Source organism: Levilactobacillus mulengensis (assembly GCF_003946045.1).
Taxonomy (GTDB): Bacteria; Bacillota; Bacilli; order Lactobacillales; family Lactobacillaceae; genus Levilactobacillus; species Levilactobacillus mulengensis.
Genome location: NZ_RHNW01000001.1, coordinates 479721 through 501262, shown reverse-complemented (window position 1 = coordinate 501262; position 21542 = coordinate 479721). Strand labels below are relative to the sequence as shown.

Sequence of the window (21542 nt, the reverse complement as noted above, 5' to 3'; positions counted from 1 at the left end):
ATATTATGGTATTCCCGAAATAAATTTGCTAAAATGATGGGTGTTGTGTTTCATTTAATTTTAATGAACGACTAAATTAGGCGATAAGAATAAAGGAAAAAGGGGATACGCACATGTGTGGATTCGTTGGCTATGTGAATCAAAAAGATGTTCCGACTAATACCATCAACAGTATGGCAGATCGGATTAAGCACCGGGGGCCGGATGACGAGGCTTTCTTCCACGACGAACAAGCCGTGATGGGTTTCCGCCGGCTGTCGATCATCGACTTAGCCCATGGTAAACAACCCATGTATAACCGGGATCAAACCAAGGTTTTGACCTTTAACGGTGAAATTTATAACTATCAAGAAATTCGGGCCGACTTACAAAAGTTGGGTTACGAATTCCAAACTGACGTGGATTCAGAAGTCTTGATCCACGGGTACGATGCTTGGGGTCCGAAGCTGTTGGACCGCCTGCGTGGGATGTACGCCTTCGCCATTTACGACAAGACGAAGAACGAAGTCTTTGGCGCACGGGACCACTTTGGTATCAAGCCAATGTACTACTACGATGATGGTGAGACCTTCCTGTGGGCCTCTGAAATTAAGGCGTTTCTCGAACACCCGAACTTCAAGAAGGAATTCAACGAAGCCCTCTTACCGATTCATTTGAGTTTTGAATTTATCCCATCACGGGACACGATGTTTAAGAATGTTTACAAGGTCTTGCCTGGTCAATACTTCATTCACCATGCCAATGGCGAGACGGAAACGCACCGTTACTACAAGTTCAACTACGATCACATCGACAACAGTCAGACGGTTGAAGAAGATGCCAAGAAGATTCGCGGGATCGTTGATGAATCCGTCAAGACCCACATGATCGCCGACGTTGAGGTTGGGAGCTTCCTGTCCAGTGGGATTGATTCTTCCTACGTGTTGAACGAAGCTTCTAAATTAAAGCCAATCCAATCCTTCTCCTTAGGATTCAAGAACTCTAAGTACAGTGAATTGAGCTGGTCGACTGAATTTGCCAAGGAAATCAAGCAAAAGAACACGCCACTCTACATGACCGGTGACGATTACTTTGACATTTTGCCAACAATTATGTACTACATGGATGAACCGTTGTCCAACCCATCTGCGATGCAACTATACTACCTGTCCAAGGGGACGCGTGAATCCGTTAAGGTGGCGCTGTCTGGTGAAGGGGCCGACGAATTCTTCGGTGGCTACAACACTTACTTGGAAGCTATTCCATTCGAACGTTACCAGAAGTGGGTACCTAAGGGCATTCGGAAGATGCTGGGTGGTATCGCTGAAAAATTCCCTCGGTTCCATGGTCGGCGGTTCCTGGTCCGTGGTGCGCAGCCATTGAGCGAACGCTACTACCGGGTCAACTACGTCTTCGATTACCATGACCGCAACAAGATTCTGAAGAACCCAAGTCTGAACCAAGATGCTGGGGCTTACACCAAGCACTTTTTCGATGACGTTAAGGGCCTGGATGAAATGACGCAGATGCAATACTTTGATATCAACACCTGGTTACCTTATGACATTCTGCACAAGGCTGACCGGATGAGTATGGCGAACTCACTTGAAGTGCGGACGCCATTGGTTGATAAGGAAGTTGCGAAGTTTGCCGCAACCATGCCAGTGAAGACACGGATTCACGCGGATGAAACCAAGGTTTCTCTGCGGGCCGCTGCCGAGGCTGAATTGCCAGAACGGGTGGCTAAGAAGGAAAAGATGGGCTTCCCATCTCCAATCGCCACCTGGATCAAGACGGAACCTTACAAGTCACGGATCATCGAAGCATTTAACTCCGACGTGGCCCACAAGTTCTTTAACACGGACGCCCTGATGGATATCTTGCACGAGCACATCAACGGTAAGTCCAGCATGCAAAAGATCTTTACCATCTACACGTTTATCTTATGGTATGAAGTTTACTTCCCAGAAGATACGACGGCTAAGACGGTGGACCTGGTTCGCCGCACGCAAATTTAATTTAAAACGGCATAGCTGTTTGGCTGGCCGATAACGATCAAGGTTGCTATTGGACTCGTCCGCTAACAACCTTGATTGTGTTTACTTAGCTTTTTTCCGGTCCAACGACTGGTGAAAATGGACCAGAACGCTGTGGGCAGTTTCCGTTCCCGGCGGCGGATTCAAGGCGCCCTGCTGTGGGGTCGGTTCCAGCCGAAGGGCGGGCTTCCACCTCAACTTTGAGCCTGAAAAACGGTCTCAAAGGTTGTCCCATGGTCTAAGCTGAGTGAGAAACCTCAGCTAAGACCATCGACACAGCTGGTCACCTTGATCCGCCTCTGGTCACTGAGACTGACCACGCTTGGTCCGTTTTTACCAGCCCTCCGACTGACACGGGTTGCGGACCGGACATCGCCTGTAACACGGGTGTTCATGGCAGTAATTGTGAACACCCGTGCTGGCTGAAATAATTATTGCCAGAAATTGTGCGATAAATAAAATAAATAGTTGAACATTTAATGAGAGATATAAGTACGTTGTGAAGGGACTTTAATTTGTTATGGAAACCAATGGAGCAAAATTCACGCCCGTTCTGTTAGGGAGCGATTTTAACGTATACGGGATGGCCCGGTCGTTTTATCAGCTGTACCATGAACCCGTTCAGGCCTTTGCCAGCATTCAGTTGGCACCGACCCGCTACACCAAAGTCGTCAACCTGGAATTGATTCCAGGATTTGATGAGGACCCCGTTTGGATTGAAACCATGCGGAAGCTGAAGGAACGTTACGCGGATCATCCAGAACCCGTGATTTTGATTGGGTGTGGGGATGGTTACGCGGAACTGATCAGTAAGCACAAGGACGAACTGGAAGACGTATTCATTTGCCCATATATCGATTACGATAAGCTGCGGCATCTGAACAACAAGGAAAACTTCTACAAGGTTTGTGACCAGTATGGCTTGCCATACCCCGCAACGCGGATCATCACCAAGGCAGACGCCACGGCGGCAGAACCCGTCGAACAACCCTTTGACTACCCGGTAGCCCTGAAGCCTGCCAACAGTGTGGAATGGTTAGACGTCCACTTTGAAGGACGGAAGAAGGCTTTTCGGATTCAGTCCGAGGCAGAATTCCGCGATATTTTACAAAAGATTTACGCCAACGGGTACCAATCCGACCTGATTTTACAGGACTTTGTGCCCGGGGATGACAGTAACATGCGGGTGTTGAACGCCTACGTGGACCGCAACCATCACGTTAAGATGATGTGTCTGGGTCACCCCTTACTGGAAGACCCAGCGCCATCCGCGATTGGGAATTACGTGGCCATCATTCCGGAATATAACGAAACGATTTACCACAATATCCAGAAGTTCCTGGAGGCCATTGAGTTCACCGGTTACGCCAACTTTGATATGAAGTATGACGTGCGGGACCAATCCTTCAAGCTGTTTGAAATCAACTTGCGGCAGGGCCGGAGCAGTTTCTTCGTCACCTTAAACGGCTATAACTTGGCCGATTGGGTGGTCAAGGATTACGTTCAGGACAGCTTAGCGGATGCCCCAACGGTGTACGGCAACAAGGACGAAAGCCAACATGCGCTCTGGTTAGGTGTGCCGGTCAAGGTCTTCAAGCAGTACACCCGGGAAAATGCCGACAAGGACCGTGCGTTGAAGCTGATTGCAGCGGGCAAGTACGGCACGACCTACCGTTACGACGAGGACATGAACCTGAAGCGCTGGGCGTTGATTCAATGGATGCAACACAACTACACGGTTAACTTTAAGAAGTATTTCGCAGAAAATAAGGGGTAACCACCATGAAAAAATTCTTTACGATTATTGGCGGTATGGGGACCATGGCAACCGAGAGTTATCTTCATTTGTTAAATGCTCGGACGCCCGCCCACGCCGATCAAGATTATTTGAATTATATTTTGGTCAACCACGCGACGGTACCGGATCGGACGGCTTACATTTTAGATCACAGTCAGCCCAATCCGTTACCCAGTCTGCTAGACGATATTCGCCAGCAGAGTCAACTGGGCCCAGCCTTTTTCACGTTGCCATGTAACACGGCGCATTACTTTTATGATGACCTGCAGGCGGCAACCGATGTTCCCATCCTACACATGCCGTGGGAAACGGTGAATGAGATTAAGCGTAAGTACCCGAATGCCAAGCGCATTGGGATTACTGGGACGCAGGGAACCATCACCGATAAGGTTTACGAAGATGAGGTTAGAGCAGCCGGGTTGACGCCCGTGTTGCCAACGCCGGAAATCGAAGCGGAAACGATGACGCTGATCTACGACCACATTAAGCAAAATAATGACGTGGATGCCGATTTATTCCACCGCATTGTTCGCGAAATGATTGAAGACCAACACGCCGATGTCGTGATCCTGGGTTGCACGGAATTATCCTTGGCTCAGGAACGCGAACCGGAAAAGACGTACCCAATCGTCGACAGCCAATCCGTTTTGGTTGACCGGACGATTGAGATGGCCTTGTCCAAGCTACGCAACTAAGATTAAGCAAGTTGAAAAGGAATCACTCAGCTTCTCCGTATGGAGGGTGAGTGATTCCTTTTTTAGTGAAATGATTTAAGCGTTGACGTCAATGACGACCTTGAGTGCCGTCTTATCAGTGTTTGCCCGTTCAAACGCGGCTTCGCTCTCGGCAAGTGGGTAGTGAGCGGAGACGATTTCAGGGAAGTGGTTGTCAGTCTGGGTGACATTGGCAATGGCTTCCTTGATATCGACGGCGGTATAGATGGCCGAGCCAATTAGGCTGATTTCATTCATGGCCAGGAACTGTGGCTTGAAGGTGACCGGTTTCGCACCCAACGCGACTACGACAAATTTTGCGCCGAACTTGGCTTGGTCGATGAAGTCGGTCATGAAGCTGGGAAGCCCGACACAATCGATGTAAGTGTCTACGCCAATCCGTTCATCGCCCATAAGACCGGTCCCGGTGCCAAAAAGTTTTTTCAGAGCGGCGGATAAGTTGGTTTTGGCAGAATTAATGACGTTAGCTCCTAACTTTTTGGCGAAGGCTAAGCGTTGGTCGTCAATATCGACAACAACGACCCGGGTCATGCCTTGACGCAGCAGGCCAGAAGCACTTGCTAAGCCGACTGGTCCGGCACCAAAGATGCAAAAGCTTTGATTGGTTTGGGGATGCGCGATATTTTTGCCGTGGATACCGACGGCGTAGGGTTCAATCACGACTGCCCGGTCAAACGACAGTGATTGTGGCAAAAGAAAGACATTTTGATCAAGGACGGCATCCTGAATCAGATTGAATTGGGAGAGCCCACCAGCCATGGCCAGCTGGCTAGTGGAACCCTTAGCGCGACTGGGATTGATGAAGACGTGGTCATCGACTTGAATGCCAGTCACGTTTGCGCCGACCTTGGTGACAATGCCGACAAATTCGTGACCTAAGGCACCACCCTTGAGAATCCCAATTTCATCGCCGCCCAAATTGTAGGCGTGGAGGTCTGAGCCACAAATACCGTTACGCATAACCTTGATGACGATATCATTTGCAGTCGGATGGGGCATGGGTAAGTCCTTAACCGCGATATCGTGAATACCATTATAGATAACACCTTGCATATCGTTCACTCATTCACATGTACTTGCCTTTATTTTAAAAGGAGCTAGTAGAAAAAGCAAACAACCGCAAAAAAGGACCCAGCCAATCGGCCAGGTCCGTCCATTACTGTTTAAATTCAGTGAAGGCCCAGCGTGAGTCCCAGGGCAATCGTTGTGAGGGCGACCACACCTAAGATCCAGTAGACCAAGTGAGGCGTGTTGCGCTCCATCTTCCGGCCGAAACTGATTTCGATGAGGGCAATCGTGCCGATACCCAGCAGAAACTTCAGGCTAATGAGCAGGGGCGCGTGACTAAAGGTCCGAATGCTTAAGACGACCCCGCTGATGATCATGACTAAATACGCGATCCGCGCCAGAATCAAAAACTGCGTGGCCCGCTTTTCTGAATGGCGGGTCAAGCCACCGACAACTAAAATTGTTAAAACTATCCAGGTCCAAAAATGTAGGCCTAACCACATACCGACCGCTCCTTCGCGTAAAAACTAAATTAAGCGTACCATACTCACGCGGTCAAGCGTTACTAATTTCTGCGTCGATAGACCAATTCGGCCAATGGTCCAAGGGTGTGGGCCTGCGTCAAGGTGAATTGGTGTGGCGCCGCGAGTTCTCCCCACAGGCGCTTGCCCTGGCCTAACACGATAGGGGCAAGCTGTAAGTAGAGTTCATCGACGAGGTCGGCGGCCAGTAAGGGAGTCAAAACGCTGGAACCGCCCACAATCCAGACGCTACCGTCCGTTTGCTTGAGTTGGCGAGCAAGGGTGACCACGTCACTATCGGTGAACGTCGTTAATGGCAAATTCTGCCGGTTCTCCCGCGTTAAAACGTAATTGTGCATCCGTGGGTTGGCAGGGTTAAACGGGGCGTCAGGCGCCATTTTAGCCACAAAATCGTAGGTAACGCGACCCATGATGGCACTGGTCATTTTGGAAAGGACCTGGACGCCGGCATCGGTGGGAATGCCGGGTAGTTGGGTGAGCCAGTCGATCTTGTCCTCGGGGGTGGCCAGGTAGCCGTCGAGGGAGGTGGCGCCGTAGAAAATAATTTTATTCATCGGAAAGAATCCTTTCAAAAAAGGCGCGGAACAAATGCGTTCCGCGCCTTAGGTAGTTTTAAGCGTTGCCGTTCAAGCCGGCTGCTGGAATCCAGTAAGCTTTATCGTTTAAGGTGATGCGGTACCAGGTCGAACCGTCGCTGGTCTTAAGACCGGACTTGTTCACTTTGACCTTGGTGCCAGCTGGGAAGTCCTGCGTGTGCGCCGTCGTCTTAGACAGGTAATTTGAGTTTAACACGTGATTCGTCAGCTTGTAGTTGGTGTCGGTGTTCAGGGTGTAGGTCCCGCTGGCGTCACTGTAGGTGACCTTGGGGAAGTTCAGCACTTTACTGTAGACCCAGTATTTGGCTGTTGAATTCTTACCAAAGCGAATCCGGTACCAGGTGCCACTCCAACCGCCTTTCTTCACACCGCGAGAGTCCACGTAGACCTTCGCGCCACGGTGGTCCGCACTCAGGCGACCCCAACCGATCTTGTAGGCACCGCTCGTACCCTTGACGTGATTGTAAACGGTCCACTTGGTGTAGTTGCTAGCCAGGGTAGCCGTTTCATTGTTGCCACCGTGGTTGTATTTAACCGTCTTCTTAGGCGTTGTCACGGTATGGTCCGTCGAGGTGTCGGTTGTATCGGTCGTATCCGTACTGTCCGTGGTCGTGCCACCGAGATTGGCGTATTGGGTATTGACCAGCGTCATGAAGTCATTCATGGTGTAAGTCGTGCCGAAGTAGGCGCTGGCATTGGCTTTCCAGTAACCATCGGGGTCGGTATGGTTCGTGCCACCAAGGTTGTTGGACACATCATGGTGGGAGAGAACCGTCACGTTACGCTTTGGTGATAGGCCGTACTGGTTAAGGATATAAGCCGTGTAGTAGGCGGCATTGTTCAATTCAGACGCGAAGGCTGCCTTGCTGTGGACTTCAACTTGTTCGAATTGGACGTAGCGGGCGTTGGCAATGGGACCGGCTCCCCAGCATAAGTAATTCGTGTTGGCGATGTTGATGATACTGCTAGCATCCACGAAGGTGTGGACGAAAGCTGATTGATAATTATTCTTCATATAAGAAATTTCACCGTAAATCGTCGAGTTGGGGTTGGCCGTTTCATGGACCACGACCCCTTCAGGCTTCCCATTCCGGTAGCTATTCTTAGGAAAAGTCGGCCAGATATTCTTCGTGATTTTGGGTGTTGCATATTGCTGATTGGCAATATAAGTATTAATTGCATTGGCGCTGGCCGTTGTTGACCAGAAAAGGCCTAAACAGCCCGCCGTGAGAGCGATTCCCCGAACCGCCCAACGTTGCCATTTCTTCATAATGTCTTCTCCTCCTATGAAAATTTCCTATTGAATAAAAACGAACTAACACAACGACTAGATTATAACTTATTTAGACCAATTTGAGTATGGTTTCGGAATTCGCCGAAATATCCCGTTGTTCGGTAATTTGCAGTTAAAAATGATATTGAAGTTAAAATAGAAATGTACGTTCGCGTTTTGACGGATATAATTACTAAACAGCAAGTAAGGTTCGGCTTTCTCATTTTGTTTCAATCACCTTACAATTAGATTGCAAGCCACGAGAAAGCGGGCGTAAACGGTGGCACTAGGGGGAATCATGAAGTCTGGGAGGGAACTTTACTTGCTTCACCGCTGAAACATGGCTATAATATTACTTTGCATACGAAAGGAGCGACGAACAATGGCTGAGACTACAGAGATTAAGATTGGCGATTACGTTGCGGCGAAAAAATTTGGTCCTCTGGAACACGATTTCACTGGGGAAGTTACCAAAGTGTATGATAATTCAGTTTTAGTTGAGATTCGGGACTACGATCCTGCCGACAAAACTGCCGTTGGCGACATGAACAACCGCGCTGTTGTGCGGAAGTCTGCTGCTAAAATTACCGGAAACAGTGCGGATGAAAATTAGTTTTTCAAAACTTTTTTGAATTTATTTGCAAAAAACGATGACAACTCACAAATGATATGCTATACTCATTTGTGTTGTGCGGGTGTAGTTTAGTGGTAAAATTCAAGCTTCCCAAGCTTGCGTCGCGGGTCCGATTCCCGTCACCCGCTTTCGAATGTTGGGCGGCCAGTCTTGGTCGTCTTTCTTATTATTCGAAGGCATTTATCGCCATTGAAATAGTACGTTGTGGAAATCCTTTTCAGCGAGTCCGGAGTGCTGCGAGCCGGACAAGGACCCTAACGGAACGGAGCAATTGGTGTCATTTAAACAGAATTTTAAAGTGGACTTTAAAGTCAATCAGAGTGGTACCGCGGGTCATTCTCGTCTCTTACAATTTATTTTGTAGGGGACTTTTTTTATCCCGTGAAGCGCCTGAGACTGACGATGATTTTGAGAAGAATACGAGGAGGAACTAGTATGGATTACAAACAAACAGTTACCAATGCCTTAGCTACCGCGCTGGACGGCCAATTATCCGCAGAAGATATTGCGGCTAAGCTGGAACGTCCTAAGACGTCAGACAAAGGGGACATGGCGTTCCCAACCTTTACCTTGGCTAAGTTGTTGCACCAAGCACCCCAACAAATTGCCCAGGATTTGGCGGACAAGCTAGATAAGACGGGCTTTGAAAAGGTTGAAGTCGTGGGTCCTTACCTGAACTTCTTCTTTGATAAGAGCGCTTATAGTGAAGAAACGTTGAACACGGTCTTAACGGCTGGTGCCAGCTATGGGCAAAATGACGACGGGAACGGCGGCAACGTGCCAATCGATATGTCCTCACCTAACATTGCTAAGCCAATGTCCATGGGTCACTTGCGGTCAACGGTGATTGGGAACTCTATCGCTGAAATTTTGACGAAGAACGGCTACAACCCAATCAAAGACAATCACTTGGGTGACTGGGGAACGCAATTCGGGAAGCTCATCACGGCCTACAAGCTGTGGGGGAACGAAGAGGATGTTAAGAAGGATCCTATCAACAAGCTGGTTGAATACTACGTTCGCTTCCATAAGGAAGACGTTGACAAGCCTGAACTGGACGATGAGGCCCGTGAATGGTTCAGAAAGCTTGAAAATGGCGATCCCGAAGCCCACCGTCTCTGGGACTGGTTCCGGAAGGCGTCATTGCAAGAATTCAACGACGTTTATGAAAAATTAGGGGTTACCTTTGATACTTACAATGGTGAAGCCTTCTACAACGATAAGCTGGCCGAAGTTGTTCAAATTTTGAAGGACAAGCATTTACTGGTTGAATCTCAAGGTGCCCAAGTGGTTGACTTGAGCAAGCACGACTTGAACCCAGCCTTGATCCTGAAGAGTGATGGCGCGTCACTGTACATCACCCGGGATATTGCGACGGCCCTGTACCGTGACCGGACTTACAAGCCAGCCAAGAACTTGTACGTGGTGGGTTCCGAACAAACCTACTACTTCAAGCAGTTGAAGGCCGTCTTACAGGAAATGGGCGTGCCATCCGCTGATGACGTCCAACACGTGCCATTTGGGCTGATCACCGTTGATGGGAAGAAACTTTCCACCCGTTCTGGTCGGATCATCTTGCTGGACAAGGTTCTCGAAGAATCTGTTAAGCTGGCCGGTGAAGAAATCAACGAAAAGAACCCTAACTTGGCTAACAAGGAAGAGGTTGCCAAGCAGGTCGGGGTTGGAGCCATCGTCTTCGGTGATTTGAAGAACGAACGGACCAACAACATTGACTTCGTGCTCGCTGATCAATTGAAGTTCGAAGGCGAAACGGGTCCTTACGTTCAGTACTCACGGGTACGGGCCGAAAGTATCTTACGTAAGGCCGGTGACGTCGCCGTTAAGGCCGATGGTAACCAAGTTTCTGATCCAGAAGCCTGGGATACGATCAAGACCTTGGCAGACTTCCCAGCTATGGTCAAGATGGCTTGCGATGAGTTAGAACCATCCGTGATTGCTAAATACGCGATTCGTTTAGCCAAGACCTTCAACAAGTACTACGCCCACTCCAAGATTTTAGCGGACGATGCCGGCTTGCCAGCCCGTTTGGCTTTGGTCAAGGCAGTGTCAACGGTCTTGAAGGAAAGCTTACGTCTGTTAGGGGTTCAAGCACCTGACGAAATGTAATGAATTGTGTTCAAAAGAGATGCCTGCGGGCGTCTTTTTTTATGGAAAAATTTGACGCTGATTTTCATTATGTTCGCGATTACTAAATATTTTAAACGTAAAATGAATACATCAACAATATAGTTCTACTAAAAACGAATATTAAAATAATTATATCGACTAATTGTTAGTCTTTTGGTTGACAGTCGGGTGGTGAATTGCTAAACTTAGCGAATAAATAGACTAGCGGGAGGAATAAACATGGTGCAGGTTGGTTTAGTCATGGGGTCTATCTCGGATTGGCCCACGATGCAGTTAGCAGCGCAGCAATTGATGACCCTAGGCGTTGACTACGAGCGGCGCATCATTTCAGCGCACCGAATGCCGGATGTCCTGCAAGACTACGGACAACAGGCGCTGAACCGGGGGCTGCAGGTCATCATTGCCGGGGCTGGTGGGGCAGCTCACTTACCGGGGATGCTCGCGGCTAATACGATGCTCCCAGTCATTGGCGTGCCCATGCAGTCGCACGCGCTGAACGGCATGGATTCGCTCCTGTCCATTGTCCAAATGCCAGCCGGCGTCTCGGTGGCCACTATGGCAATTGGGGCAGCTGGGGCCAAGAACGCGGCGCTATTGGCAGCACAAATTTTGGGCTTACAGGATCAGCGAATTCAAGCGCGGGTCCAAGACTTTCGACAACGTCAGCGGCAGGAGGCAGAACGTAGTGAACAACAATTCTGAGACGCCAATCTTACCGCCAGCAACGATCGGTATCGTGGGTGGCGGACAGCTGGGCCAAATGTTAGCGCTGAGTGCCAAGGCCATGGGTTATCACGTGGGGATCCTAGACCCGACACCCCAGTCCCCAGCGGGGCAGGTCGCCGATTTTCAAATCGTTGCGGACTATCAAGAGACCGCCGCTCTGGAACAATTGGCCCAACGAAGTGATGTGCTGACCTACGAGTTTGAAAACGTTGATGTCGCAGCTTTAGATGCCGTACAATCGCTGACTCGACTCCCACAGGGGACGGATCTTCTGCGGCTAACCCGGAATCGTCTTGCAGAAAAACAGTTTTTACATAGTCAAGGGATTCCGGTCACGCCGTTTGCGGCGGTTCAGGGGACGGCAGCATTAGAAACGGCGGTTGACCAGCTGGGGACGCCGGCCATTCTGAAAACGTTGGAGGGCGGCTACGACGGGCATGGCCAGGTTGATATCAACCAACCAGAATTGTCGGCAACCAGTCGTGAGCTGTGCCAACGACCTTGTATCCTAGAGCGCCGGCAAGATTTCAAACTAGAAGTGGCGATGATGGTGACCCGTGATGTGGCGGGAAACGTGGTGGCCTTTCCACTGGTTGAGAATCGCCATCAAAACCATATTTTGCACACCACGATTGCACCAGCTCAGGTTGCGCCGGCCGTGCATCAGCGTGCACAAGTGCTGGCTACGAAGATTGCTACAGCCTTACATTTACGTGGGGTCTTGGGGATTGAATTCTTTGTCTTACCTGATGGCGAGCTCTTAGTGAATGAATTAGCACCACGACCGCACAATTCGGGGCATTACAGCATTGAGGCGTGCAATATTTCACAGTTTGAGGCCCACATTCGTAGTATTTGTGGGTTGCCGATTCCCCAGATTACGCAGGCGACTCCAGCGGTCATGCGCAACCTGCTGGGGGCAGACCTGCAGGTGGCACGCGACTTGCTCAGCCAACATCCGGAGTGGCATTTTCACGATTACGGTAAGGCAGAAATTAAAGCGCAGCGGAAGATGGGGCACGTAACAGTTTTGAATGCGGATACGCAGGCTGCCTTGGCAGCTGTAGCGGCGTTGAAAGGGGAACAATAACCGATGACAGAGATTACCAAGCAAGGTCTAATTTACACGGGGAAAGCTAAGGCTATGTACGAAACGAACAATCCAGAAGTGTTGTGGGTAGAGTATTTAGATCAAGCAACGGCCTTAAATGGCAAGCGCAAAGTCGCCATTGCACAAAAGGGGTTACTCAATAATCGGATTGCTAGTCTGATCTTTCAGGACTTGGCAAAGCATGGGATTGCCAATCACTTTATCACGCAGCAGTCGGCATACGTTCAGCTGGTTCGCCGAGTAACCATGATTCCTTTGGAAACAGTGGTGCGGAACGCTGCGTCGGGGAGCTTTGAACGAAAATTTGGTGTGCCACATCTGACTCCCTTTGAAGAGCCGGTCATGGAATTCTTCTACAAGAGCGACCAGCTAGATGATCCATTTATCAACGACTCTCAAATTTTGGCCTTAAACGTGGCTACCGCAGAGACGTTGGCTGAAATGCGCCGACAAGCCCAATTGGTCAATCAACGGTTACAACAAATCTTTGGAGCCATGCAGGTCCAGCTAGTCGATTTTAAAATTGAATTTGGCTTAACGACAGATGGCACAGTTTTATTGGCTGATGAAATTTCACCGGATAGCTGCCGACTGGTTGATCAAGCAACCCATGAGTCATTGGATAAAGATGTCTTTCGCAAGAGCTCCGGAGACTTGACCGAGGTTTACACAGAAGTGCTCGATCGATTGGCAGCGGTAGAGGAGGAAAAGCCATGTATTTAGCAAAGGTCTACGTGACGTATAAACCATCGATTCTAGATCCGAAGGGTGAAGCCATCAAGGACGCACTTCATCGGCTAGATTATGAAAATGTGGCGGCCGTTACTTTGGGAAAATACTTTGAAATTAAATTGACCGCCGGAGAAAAATCGTTAGCCGAACAAGTCGATGAGATGTGCGACCGCTTACTGGCTAACGTGAACATGGAAACTTATCGTTACGAAATCACAGAGTTGGAGGCTTAAGCCATGAAGTTTGCCATCCCCGTTTTTCCGGGTTCTAATTGCGATTATGATTTATTGAATGCCCTGCGTGATTGTCTACACACGCCGGCCGATTTAGTGCCCGCGACCACCACCGATTTGAGCGGCTATGATGCGGTCATTCTGCCTGGCGGCTTTTCATACGGGGATTACCTGCGTAGTGGGGCGATTGCCCGCTTTGCGCCAGTGATGACGGCGGTGAAGGCCTTTGCCAATTCCGGCAAGCCGGTCATGGGTATCTGCAACGGCTTTCAAATTTTAACGGAGGCAGGGCTACTGCCAGGTGCCTTACAGGCAAATGAATCATCCAAGTTTATTTGTCAGGTCAGTGCCCTCCATGTCAGCAACACCGACACCCGATTCACCACCGCCTATGCCCGTCATCAGGACATCAAATTACCGATTGCACACGGCGAAGGAAATTATTATTGTGATGACGCCACGTTGGCTGAACTAAAAGCACACAATCAGATTGTCTTTGAATACGTTGATAATCCCAATGGTAGTGTGGCAAACATTGCGGGGATTGTGAACCGGCGCGGCAACGTGCTGGGGATGATGCCTCATCCGGAGCGGGCAGTCGAAACGATTCTGGGTTCCGTTGATGGGTTAGGGATTTTCGACTCATTGCTGATGAATCACGTACAGGGGGATGCGCATGTTGAAAACCGCTAAATTAACGCCGGAAGCTATCCGGGATACGCAAGCCTACCAGCAACTAGGTCTCACGGCTGATGAGTACCGCCTCATTTGTGAACAAGTCCTCCATCGGTTGCCCAATTATACTGAAGTCGGTCTTTTCTCGGGGATGTGGAGTGAGCATTGTTCCTACAAGAACTCTAAGCCAGTGCTGAAAAAGTTTTGGACCCAGGGTGATCACGTCTTGGCAGGCCCGGGCGAAGGGGCTGGCATCATTGATATTGGTGACGGTCAGGCCGTGGTCTTTAAGGCGGAGAGCCATAATCATCCGTCGGCAGTGGAACCCTATGAGGGTGCCGCAACCGGCGTGGGTGGCATCATCCGCGATATCTTCTCCATGGGGGCCAAGCCAGTTGCTTTGCTCGATAGCCTGCGCTTTGGTGAGCCCACGGATTCGGCGACAACCTATTTGATTTCACAAGTCGTGGCCGGCATCGGGGGTTACGGCAACTGTATTGGAATTCCCACGATTGGTGGGGATATGGCATTTGATGCGTGTTACCAGAAAAATCCGTTGGTGAACGCCATGTGCATTGGCCTCCTAAATCATGCAGACATGCAGAAGGGTCAGGCAACCGGAGTCGGCAATCAAATCATTTATGTTGGTGCCAAGACCGGTCGAGATGGCATCAACGGTGCTTCCTTTGCATCGGCAGAATTTAACGATGCAAAGGAAACGCAGCGTTCGGCGGTTCAAGTTGGTGATCCATTCATGGAAAAACTGTTGATGGATGCCTGTCTAGAAGTGATCCACGAGCATCGTGACAGCCTGGTCGGGATTCAGGACATGGGTGCGGCTGGCTTGGTTTCTTCTTCAGCCGAAATGGCATCCAAAGCGGGAAGTGGCCTTAAACTCAATTTGGACTTAGTGCCCCAACGTGAAGCAGACATGACCGCGTTCGAGTTAATGTTGTCAGAATCACAAGAACGGATGCTGTTATGTATTAAGCAGGGTTCGGCGGCAGAAATTCGTGAAGTTTTTGATAAATACGGGTTAGATGCAGTGGTCATCGGTGAAGTCGTCCCGGGACATCAGTACCAGTTGGTCCATCACGGGGTGCTGGAGGCCGATGTGCCAGTAGATGCGTTGGCAACGCAGGCACCGGTCTATCAACGAGAAAAGCGCCGTCCCCAGCGACTGGACCAACAGGTGACTACCCAGTTTGTGCCAACGATTTCAGATGTGACGGCAACGCTGAAACAGCTCCTGCAACAGCCGACGATTGCTTCCAAGCGGTCACTATTTGAAACGTATGACTCACAGGTGCAGACCAACACAGTTGTCCGGCCGGGCTCGGATGCCGGGGTGATTCGGATTCGGCAAACGGATAAGGCGCTGGCAATGACGACGGATGTGAATGGGCGTTACCTCCACCTCAACCCGCGCGTTGGTGGTGAGATGGCCGTGGCGGAGGCCGCTAGAAATATCGTTGCTTCGGGGGGCTTACCCCTGGGAGTCACGGACTGCTTAAACTTTGGTAATCCGGAAAAGCCCGAACAATTTTATGACTTAGATGAAGCTGCTCAAGGAATCAGTCGCGCCTGCCAGTTATTTAACACGCCAGTCATTTCGGGAAATGTGTCGTTGAACAATGAGTCGAATGGTGAACCAATTTATCCGACCCCAATGATTGGGATGGTCGGGTTGATTAAGCATTTACGTGACGTGACAACGCAAGACTTCAAGCAAGCTGGCGATAAGGTTTACGTGGTGGGTGCGACGCATGCCGACTTTAATGGAAGTGAGTGCCAGAAGATGTTGACGGGCCAAGTCAGCGGCAATCTGTTTGACTTTGACCTGGCGACGGAGCATCGTCATCAAAAGCTCGTTCTAGAAGCCATCCAAGCGGGGCTAGTTGCCAGTGCCCATGATGTCTCTGAAGGGGGACTGATTACCACGATTGCTGAATCATGTTTTGGCGGCGACTTAGGGGTGACATTGACCAGTCAACTGCCAGCCGTTCAGTTCTTTGCGGAAACGCAATCACGCTTTGTCGTTTCGGTAACGCCGGAATATCAGGCCGCGTTTGAAGCACTGATGCAAGAGACAATTACTTATCTGGGAGTCACGACAGCAGAGGACCGGCTATGGGTCAAAACCGCTGATCAGGCTTTTGATTTGCCCGTCAGCGAAGCGAAAAAACTATGGGAAGGAGCGTTACCGTGTCTGTTGAAATAAAAGGCCTGAACGAAGAGTGCGGCGTCTTTGGCGTCTGGGGCTCACCGGATGCGGCCAAGCTCACCTACTTTGGCTTGCATGCACTGCAGCATCGGGGGCAAGAAGGGGCTGGAATTACCGCGAATAATGATGGCCAGCTCCAGTCAGAGCGGGGATTAGGTTTGTTAGCCGATGTCTTTCGGGAACCGCGACGCTTGGAGCGGCTGACTGGAACGGCTGCGGTTGGCCATGTGCGGTACGCTACTGCCGGCAACCACGGCATTGAAAATATCCAGCCACTAGAATTTAATTTCAGTGACGCCCAGTTTGCCTTAGCCCACAATGGTAACTTAACCAATGCCAAGACGTTACGGCACCGGTTAGAGGCCGCCGGAGCCATCTTTCATGCCAGCTCGGATAGTGAAATTCTCATGCATCTGGTTCGCCGAAGCCAATCACCAACCCTGACTGGCCAGTTAAAGGAAGCGCTGCGTCAGGTTCACGGGGGCTTCGCGTACCTGTTATTAACGAATGATCGGCTGTTTGCGGCGTTAGATCCAAATGGCTTACGGCCACTGGTCGTTGGTCAATTGCCCACTGGGGGCTACGTGGTTTGTAGCGAGACGTGCGCGCTGGATGCTGTTGGTGCCAAGTTTATCCAGGATGTCCATCCCGGTGAGCTCCTAACGATCGATGATCAGGGACTGACTGTCGATCATTACACGGCGGCAGGAAATTTAGCCATTTGTTCAATGGAATTCATTTACTTTGCCCGACCAGATTCCAATATTTATGGCGTTAACGTGCATTCAGCTCGGAAGCGAATGGGCATTCAGCTGGCTAAGGAGCAACCAGTTGACGCGGATATTGTGGTGGGGGTGCCTAATTCCTCGCTGTCAGCCGCAACCGGGTACGCCGAAGCCAGTGGGCTACCGTATGAAATGGGGCTGATCAAGAACCAGTATTCCTCACGAACCTTCATTCAGCCGACTCAAGCATTGCGAGAACAAGGGGTCCGAATGAAGTTGTCCGCTGTTCGAGGCGTGGTAGCTGGAAAACGGGTGGTTTTAATTGACGACTCAATTGTTCGTGGGACCACTTGTCGGCGAATTGTGAAGTTATTAAAGGATGCGGGGGCTAGTGCCGTGCACTTGCGGATTGCATCACCGCCGCTACGCTTCCCTTGTTTCTACGGGATTGATATTCAGACCACCAAGGAATTAGTCGCCGCCCAGAAAACAATTCCTGAAATGTGTACCTCGTTTGGAGCGGATTCACTGGGATTCTTGAGCGAGCAAGGGGTGATCGATTCAGTTGGTCTGGACGTGGATGACCCGTATGGTGGGCTGTGTATGGCCTATTTCAATGGGGACTATCCGACGCCGTTGTACGATTATCAGGCTGAATTTGACGAAGAAATGCAGTGGCTAAAGAAGTAGGGAGGAAACAGGCATGAGTGAGGCCTACAAAAAGGCGGGTGTGGATCTAAACGCTGGCTATGAAGTACTGAAGACCGTGAAGGCATTAAGTGGTAACCGCCAACTGGGAGCCTTTGGAGGCCTCTTTCCGTTGGCTGCCGAAACGGTCATGAATGATCCGGTGCTGGTTGCCGGGACGGATGGTGTGGGGACCAAATTATTGGTGGCGATTGCGGCACAACGTCACGAGACAATTGGTATCGATCTAGTTGCGATGTGTGTGAATGATATTCTGGCGCAAGGGGCTCGCCCCCAATTTTTCTTAGACTACCTGGGCTTGGGCCACACTGATCAAAATCAAGTAGCAGCTATCATGAAAGGCGTGGTCGCAGGCTGTCAGGAGGCCGACGTCGCGTTGATTGGCGGCGAAACGGCTGAAATGCCAGACATGTATGCGCACGGTCATTACGACCTCGCAGGTTTTGCGGTGGGGATTGCGGACCGGTCGGCCTTGCTCGATCCGAGTCAGGTTCGGACAGGCGATGTGTTGATTGGATTACCAGCCAATGGCTTACACGCCAACGGCTTCAGTCTGGTCCGAGATATCTTATTTAAACAGCATCATTTTGCACTCGGCCATGTTTTTCCAACGGTGGGACACGCGCTTGGCGAAGAACTATTACGGCCCACTAAAATCTATGTCAGCAGCGTCCTGCCACTGTTACAACAAAAACTGGTTGCCAGCATCGCCCACGTTACGGGCGGGGGGCTGATTGAAAATGTGGCGCGAGCCCTGCCGGAGAAGTTAAGTGCCCAATTTGAGTTAGGCAGTTGGCCAGTACCCCCAATCATGACCGTCCTGGCTGAGTTGGGGCAACTGACGGCAACGGATGTCCGTTCGACGTTTAACTTGGGTTTAGGGATGGTACTGGTCGTTCATCCAGAACAGGTTGCCCCGGTCTTAGCAAGTTTGGCCGCGGTTGATCAAGTCGCCTACCAGGTTGGTCAGGTTGTCACCGGTGAAAATCCAGTGACTTTTCGGGAGGTGACGGATGGTTAAACACATTGCTGTTTTTGCTTCCGGAACTGGTACCAACTTTAGTGCGCTGCAGTCAGCCATTGTGCAACGAAAAATTCCGGCAGAAATCGTGCTGCTGGTTTGTGATCAAGCCGATGCGCCCGTTATTAAGCGGGCCGAGACGGTTGGCGTTCCCGTACTCGTGATTAACTACAAGGATTTTGCCACGAAGGCGGCTGCCGAGACGGCTATTTTAGCCAGCTTGCATGCCCATCAGGTAGCGGCCATCCTGCTGGCGGGCTACATGCGTATTGTGGGGAAAACGTTGTTGGCGGCGTATCCCCACCGCATCATTAATTTACATCCCGCGCTATTGCCCAAATTTCCGGGTAGACAGGGTATAGCGGATGCCTTTGCGGCCGGCGTCTCAGAGACCGGTGTGACGGTCCACTTTATTGATGCGGGTATCGATACGGGACAAGTTATTCGCCAGCAGCGGGTTTCCGTGAGCGCCAACGACACCTTGGCTAGTCTAACGGAACGTATTCATCAGGTTGAACATGAGCTGTATCCAGATGTTTTAGCAGAATTGATTGCCACGAAGAAAATCTAAGCAAAGATGGAGGAGAGTCAACTATGGCAAAAGTTTTCGTAATCGGTAGCGGTGGCCGTGAGCATGCCATGGCCAAGGCATTATTGCGGAGTCCCCAGGTGACGACCGTTTTTTGTGCGCCGGGCAATCCGGGGATGCAATTGGACCAGATCGAAACGGTTGCCATTGCTGAGCTTGATTTTGCCAAATTGGTTGCCTTTGCCCAGCAACATCAAGTGGCATTAACGGTCGTAGGACCGGAAGTGCCGCTGGCCGCGGGGATTGTGGATTATTTCCAGGCGGCTGGACTCCAGGTATTTGGTCCTAAACAACAAACGGCACGGTTAGAGAGCTCTAAGGTCTTTGCCAAGACGTTTATGCGGCGCCACGGGATTCCAACCGCTGATTACCAGTTATTTGAAGACGTGACGACCGCGATTGCCTACAGTGATCAGGCCAGTCTGCCACAGGTGATTAAGGTGGATGGCCTGGCGGCGGGGAAGGGTGTCACGGTAGCCACGACCCACCAAATGGCCCAAGAAGCCCTGCAAGCCGCTTTCTCAGGTGGGGGCCCTGTCTTGATTGAAGCACATTTAACGGGCTGGGAATTTTCCCAGATGGTCTTTGTTGGGGGTGATCGGTACGGGTTATTACCGACGGCGCAGGATCACAAGCGCTTGCTGAATCAGGACCAGGGACCTAATACCGGGGGCATGGGGGCATATTCGCCAGTGCCCCAGGTGACCGCCGATATTCTCCAAGAAACGGTGCAAAAGATTATTCAGCCCACGATTGACGGGTTGATTGCTGATGACCTGGCGTTTGCCGGAGTTCTGTACGTCGGCGGCATCGTGACACCAACGGGGGTCCAGGTCATTGAATATAATCTGCGACTAGGAGACCCGGAAGCCCAGATTTTATTGCCACAATTACAGAGTGATTTCTATCAGGTTATCGTCGACCTGTTACAGGGCAAGCAGCCAACCTTAGACTGGCAAACGACGGACACTTATTTAGGTGTGGTCTTAGCGGCACCAGGTTATCCCAGTAAACCACAGCTTGGCGTGCCCGTGCCGACCGTCGCCGGGGCGGATTATGCCAGTGTGGGTGGGACGCCCGAACAGCTGACCAGTACCGGTGGTCGGGTCATGCTGGTGGCTGATCACGCAGCTGATTTAAAGACGGCACAGCAACGGGTCTACCAGCAACTTGACCGGTTATCACTGGGGTCATTGATTTACCGAACCGATATTGGGGACCATGGGCTGAACGCGTCAGATTAGGTTCAATACTAGATAGCAAGCATACGAAGTTCCGGGTCGGCTACCAGCGGCACGAAACTTTTTCGTTTACCCAAAAGTCGGTAAATCAAATAAGCAAGGTTCTTTGCGTTAAAAACGAATATTTGGTACACTTACTTTATAAATATGCAGAGACATGTGGCCAAATTCCGCATCCTTTGTTATACTTAATGCAATTTTATGCGGGAGGGTCGTCGCCATGAAAAAAAGTATTCGCCAAGCGCGCATCGAGCAACTCATCAATCAGTATCCCATTGGGACTCAAGAAGAATTAATGGAACACCTGGAAGAGGTGGGTATTCAGGCGACTCAGGCCACCATCTCGCGGGATATCCGGGAAATGCAAATCGTTAAGGCCCAAGACGGCCACGGCCATTTGCGTTACACCATCTTCAAGGCGGGAAACCGGAGTGAAGAGGAACATTTACGGGAAACCATTAACGAAGTCGTGACCGGTTTAACTCGGGTAGAATTCGTCAACATTTTGAAAACGCTGCCGAGTAACGGGAACCTGCTGGCGGCCATCTTTGACGATTTGAATATGCCAGAGATTGCTGGGACCTTGGCGGGGCATGACACCATCTTCATCATCAGTCCGAACGCCGAGATTGCTGAAAAATTGCATGATGAAATCGCCGGTGAAATGAATCCAGAAATTGTGCACTAAGTTAGAAATAAACCGAGCGGTACCGGCCGAATCTTTGGCTGAGTATCGCTTTTTTGTTGCCCTGAATCGGTTAAGCTAATTTAAAGCTTGCTAAAGATTCGGGTGAATGTCGGCTGATTGG

General features: G+C 50.5%; 20 protein-coding genes and 1 tRNA gene. 17 read left to right on the top strand and 4 right to left on the bottom strand.

Translation table 11 applies throughout. From position 1 onward, the window contains the following. Window positions 1-113 precede the first annotated feature (113 nt). From asnB to EKM84_RS02230, 3 genes are all read left to right on the top strand, one after another. On the top strand, window positions 114-1997 hold the full coding sequence (gene asnB, locus EKM84_RS02240) for an asparagine synthase (glutamine-hydrolyzing) (RefSeq protein WP_125763218.1): 1884 nt from the start codon (window positions 114-116) through the stop codon (window positions 1995-1997). 538 nt (window positions 1998-2535) lie between these two features. Beyond that, entirely contained in the window at window positions 2536-3792 is a 1257-nt protein-coding gene (locus EKM84_RS02235) for a carboxylate--amine ligase (protein ID WP_125763216.1), read from the top strand. A gap of 5 nt (window positions 3793-3797) precedes the next feature. Next, entirely contained in the window at window positions 3798-4508 is a 711-nt protein-coding gene (locus tag EKM84_RS02230; RefSeq protein WP_125763214.1) for an aspartate/glutamate racemase family protein, read from the top strand. Window positions 4509-4583: 75 nt separating this feature from the next. Here the strand turns inward: EKM84_RS02230 and EKM84_RS02225 are convergent, their stop codons facing one another. The 4 genes from EKM84_RS02225 to EKM84_RS02210 form a co-directional block, all read right to left on the bottom strand. Continuing rightward, window positions 4584-5600 carry a zinc-dependent alcohol dehydrogenase gene (locus EKM84_RS02225; protein ID WP_125763212.1) on the bottom strand — a complete coding sequence of 339 codons (1017 nt, stop codon included), beginning with the start codon at window positions 5598-5600 and terminating at the stop codon, window positions 4584-4586. Window positions 5601-5716: 116 nt separating this feature from the next. Further along, the gene (locus tag EKM84_RS02220) at window positions 5717-6058 is read right to left on the bottom strand and encodes a YisL family protein (RefSeq protein ID WP_125763210.1); all 342 of its coding nucleotides are present in this window, start codon (window positions 6056-6058) and stop codon (window positions 5717-5719) included. A gap of 62 nt (window positions 6059-6120) precedes the next feature. Beyond that, entirely contained in the window at window positions 6121-6651 is a 531-nt protein-coding gene (locus EKM84_RS02215; protein ID WP_125763208.1) for a dihydrofolate reductase family protein, read from the bottom strand. 58 nt (window positions 6652-6709) lie between these two features. Continuing rightward, window positions 6710-7963 (bottom strand): peptidoglycan recognition protein family protein, encoded by a 1254-nt coding sequence (locus EKM84_RS02210; RefSeq protein ID WP_125763206.1) that lies wholly within the window; start codon window positions 7961-7963, stop codon window positions 6710-6712. A gap of 385 nt (window positions 7964-8348) precedes the next feature. Here EKM84_RS02210 and EKM84_RS02205 point away from each other — a divergent pair, with 385 nt between their 5' ends. The 14 genes from EKM84_RS02205 (at window position 8349) to EKM84_RS02140 (ending at window position 21421) form a co-directional block, all read left to right on the top strand. After that, a complete protein-coding gene (locus EKM84_RS02205; RefSeq protein ID WP_125763204.1) occupies window positions 8349-8579 on the top strand; it encodes a DUF2187 domain-containing protein in 231 nt (76 codons plus the stop codon). Between the two features lie 78 nt (window positions 8580-8657). Then, window positions 8658-8728: transfer RNA gene (locus EKM84_RS02200), tRNA-Gly, on the top strand. Window positions 8729-9035: 307 nt separating this feature from the next. After that, the gene (argS, locus tag EKM84_RS02195) at window positions 9036-10727 is read left to right on the top strand and encodes an arginine--tRNA ligase (RefSeq protein WP_125763202.1); all 1692 of its coding nucleotides are present in this window, start codon (window positions 9036-9038) and stop codon (window positions 10725-10727) included. Window positions 10728-10967: 240 nt separating this feature from the next. Further along, window positions 10968-11450 (top strand): 5-(carboxyamino)imidazole ribonucleotide mutase, encoded by a 483-nt coding sequence (gene purE / locus EKM84_RS02190; RefSeq protein WP_125763200.1) that lies wholly within the window; start codon window positions 10968-10970, stop codon window positions 11448-11450. Then, complete coding sequence (purK, locus tag EKM84_RS02185; RefSeq protein WP_125763198.1) at window positions 11434-12564, top strand: 5-(carboxyamino)imidazole ribonucleotide synthase; 1131 nt, start codon at window positions 11434-11436, stop codon at window positions 12562-12564. Before purE ends, purK begins: the two co-directional genes overlap by 17 nt. 3 nt (window positions 12565-12567) lie before the next feature. Further along, window positions 12568-13308, top strand: coding sequence for a phosphoribosylaminoimidazolesuccinocarboxamide synthase (gene purC / locus EKM84_RS02180; protein ID WP_125763196.1), 741 nt, complete (start codon window positions 12568-12570; stop codon window positions 13306-13308). Then, a complete protein-coding gene (purS, locus tag EKM84_RS02175) occupies window positions 13299-13550 on the top strand; it encodes a phosphoribosylformylglycinamidine synthase subunit PurS (RefSeq protein ID WP_125763194.1) in 252 nt (83 codons plus the stop codon). The genes purC and purS overlap by 10 nt, the downstream gene beginning before the upstream one ends. A 3-nt stretch (window positions 13551-13553) precedes the next feature. Next, entirely contained in the window at window positions 13554-14243 is a 690-nt protein-coding gene (purQ, locus tag EKM84_RS02170) for a phosphoribosylformylglycinamidine synthase subunit PurQ (RefSeq protein ID WP_125763192.1), read from the top strand. Further along, a complete protein-coding gene (gene purL, locus EKM84_RS02165) occupies window positions 14227-16446 on the top strand; it encodes a phosphoribosylformylglycinamidine synthase subunit PurL (RefSeq protein ID WP_125763190.1) in 2220 nt (739 codons plus the stop codon). Before purQ ends, purL begins: the two co-directional genes overlap by 17 nt. Continuing rightward, window positions 16431-17864, top strand: coding sequence for an amidophosphoribosyltransferase (purF, locus tag EKM84_RS02160; protein ID WP_125763188.1), 1434 nt, complete (start codon window positions 16431-16433; stop codon window positions 17862-17864). The genes purL and purF overlap by 16 nt, the downstream gene beginning before the upstream one ends. Window positions 17865-17877: 13 nt before the next feature. Beyond that, entirely contained in the window at window positions 17878-18903 is a 1026-nt protein-coding gene (purM, locus tag EKM84_RS02155) for a phosphoribosylformylglycinamidine cyclo-ligase (RefSeq protein ID WP_125763186.1), read from the top strand. Next, window positions 18896-19474, top strand: a complete 579-nt coding sequence (purN, locus tag EKM84_RS02150; protein WP_125763184.1) for a phosphoribosylglycinamide formyltransferase — start codon at window positions 18896-18898, stop codon at window positions 19472-19474. The genes purM and purN overlap by 8 nt, the downstream gene beginning before the upstream one ends. 23 nt (window positions 19475-19497) lie before the next feature. Continuing rightward, window positions 19498-20736: a phosphoribosylamine--glycine ligase gene (gene purD / locus EKM84_RS02145; protein ID WP_125763182.1), complete on the top strand. Its 1239-nt coding sequence runs from the start codon at window positions 19498-19500 to the stop codon at window positions 20734-20736. 217 nt (window positions 20737-20953) lie between these two features. Continuing rightward, window positions 20954-21421, top strand: coding sequence for an arginine repressor (locus EKM84_RS02140; protein WP_125763180.1), 468 nt, complete (start codon window positions 20954-20956; stop codon window positions 21419-21421). The last annotated feature ends 121 nt before the right edge of the window (window positions 21422-21542 follow it).

Coding starts and splice junctions, on each gene's coding strand:
- asnB (WP_125763218.1), top strand. CDS start 114: ATGTGTGGATTCGTTGGCTATGTGAATCAAAAAGATGTTCCGACTAAT.
- EKM84_RS02235 (WP_125763216.1), top strand. CDS start 2,536: ATGGAAACCAATGGAGCAAAATTCACGCCCGTTCTGTTAGGGAGCGAT.
- EKM84_RS02230 (WP_125763214.1), top strand. CDS start 3,798: ATGAAAAAATTCTTTACGATTATTGGCGGTATGGGGACCATGGCAACC.
- EKM84_RS02225 (WP_125763212.1), bottom strand. CDS start 5,600: ATGCAAGGTGTTATCTATAATGGTATTCACGATATCGCGGTTAAGGAC.
- EKM84_RS02220 (WP_125763210.1), bottom strand. CDS start 6,058: ATGTGGTTAGGCCTACATTTTTGGACCTGGATAGTTTTAACAATTTTA.
- EKM84_RS02215 (WP_125763208.1), bottom strand. CDS start 6,651: ATGAATAAAATTATTTTCTACGGCGCCACCTCCCTCGACGGCTACCTG.
- EKM84_RS02210 (WP_125763206.1), bottom strand. CDS start 7,963: ATGAAGAAATGGCAACGTTGGGCGGTTCGGGGAATCGCTCTCACGGCG.
- EKM84_RS02205 (WP_125763204.1), top strand. CDS start 8,349: ATGGCTGAGACTACAGAGATTAAGATTGGCGATTACGTTGCGGCGAAA.
- argS (WP_125763202.1), top strand. CDS start 9,036: ATGGATTACAAACAAACAGTTACCAATGCCTTAGCTACCGCGCTGGAC.
- purE (WP_125763200.1), top strand. CDS start 10,968: ATGGTGCAGGTTGGTTTAGTCATGGGGTCTATCTCGGATTGGCCCACG.
- purC (WP_125763196.1), top strand. CDS start 12,568: ATGACAGAGATTACCAAGCAAGGTCTAATTTACACGGGGAAAGCTAAG.
- purS (WP_125763194.1), top strand. CDS start 13,299: ATGTATTTAGCAAAGGTCTACGTGACGTATAAACCATCGATTCTAGAT.
- purQ (WP_125763192.1), top strand. CDS start 13,554: ATGAAGTTTGCCATCCCCGTTTTTCCGGGTTCTAATTGCGATTATGAT.
- purL (WP_125763190.1), top strand. CDS start 14,227: ATGTTGAAAACCGCTAAATTAACGCCGGAAGCTATCCGGGATACGCAA.
- purM (WP_125763186.1), top strand. CDS start 17,878: ATGAGTGAGGCCTACAAAAAGGCGGGTGTGGATCTAAACGCTGGCTAT.
- purN (WP_125763184.1), top strand. CDS start 18,896: ATGGTTAAACACATTGCTGTTTTTGCTTCCGGAACTGGTACCAACTTT.
- purD (WP_125763182.1), top strand. CDS start 19,498: ATGGCAAAAGTTTTCGTAATCGGTAGCGGTGGCCGTGAGCATGCCATG.
- EKM84_RS02140 (WP_125763180.1), top strand. CDS start 20,954: ATGAAAAAAAGTATTCGCCAAGCGCGCATCGAGCAACTCATCAATCAG.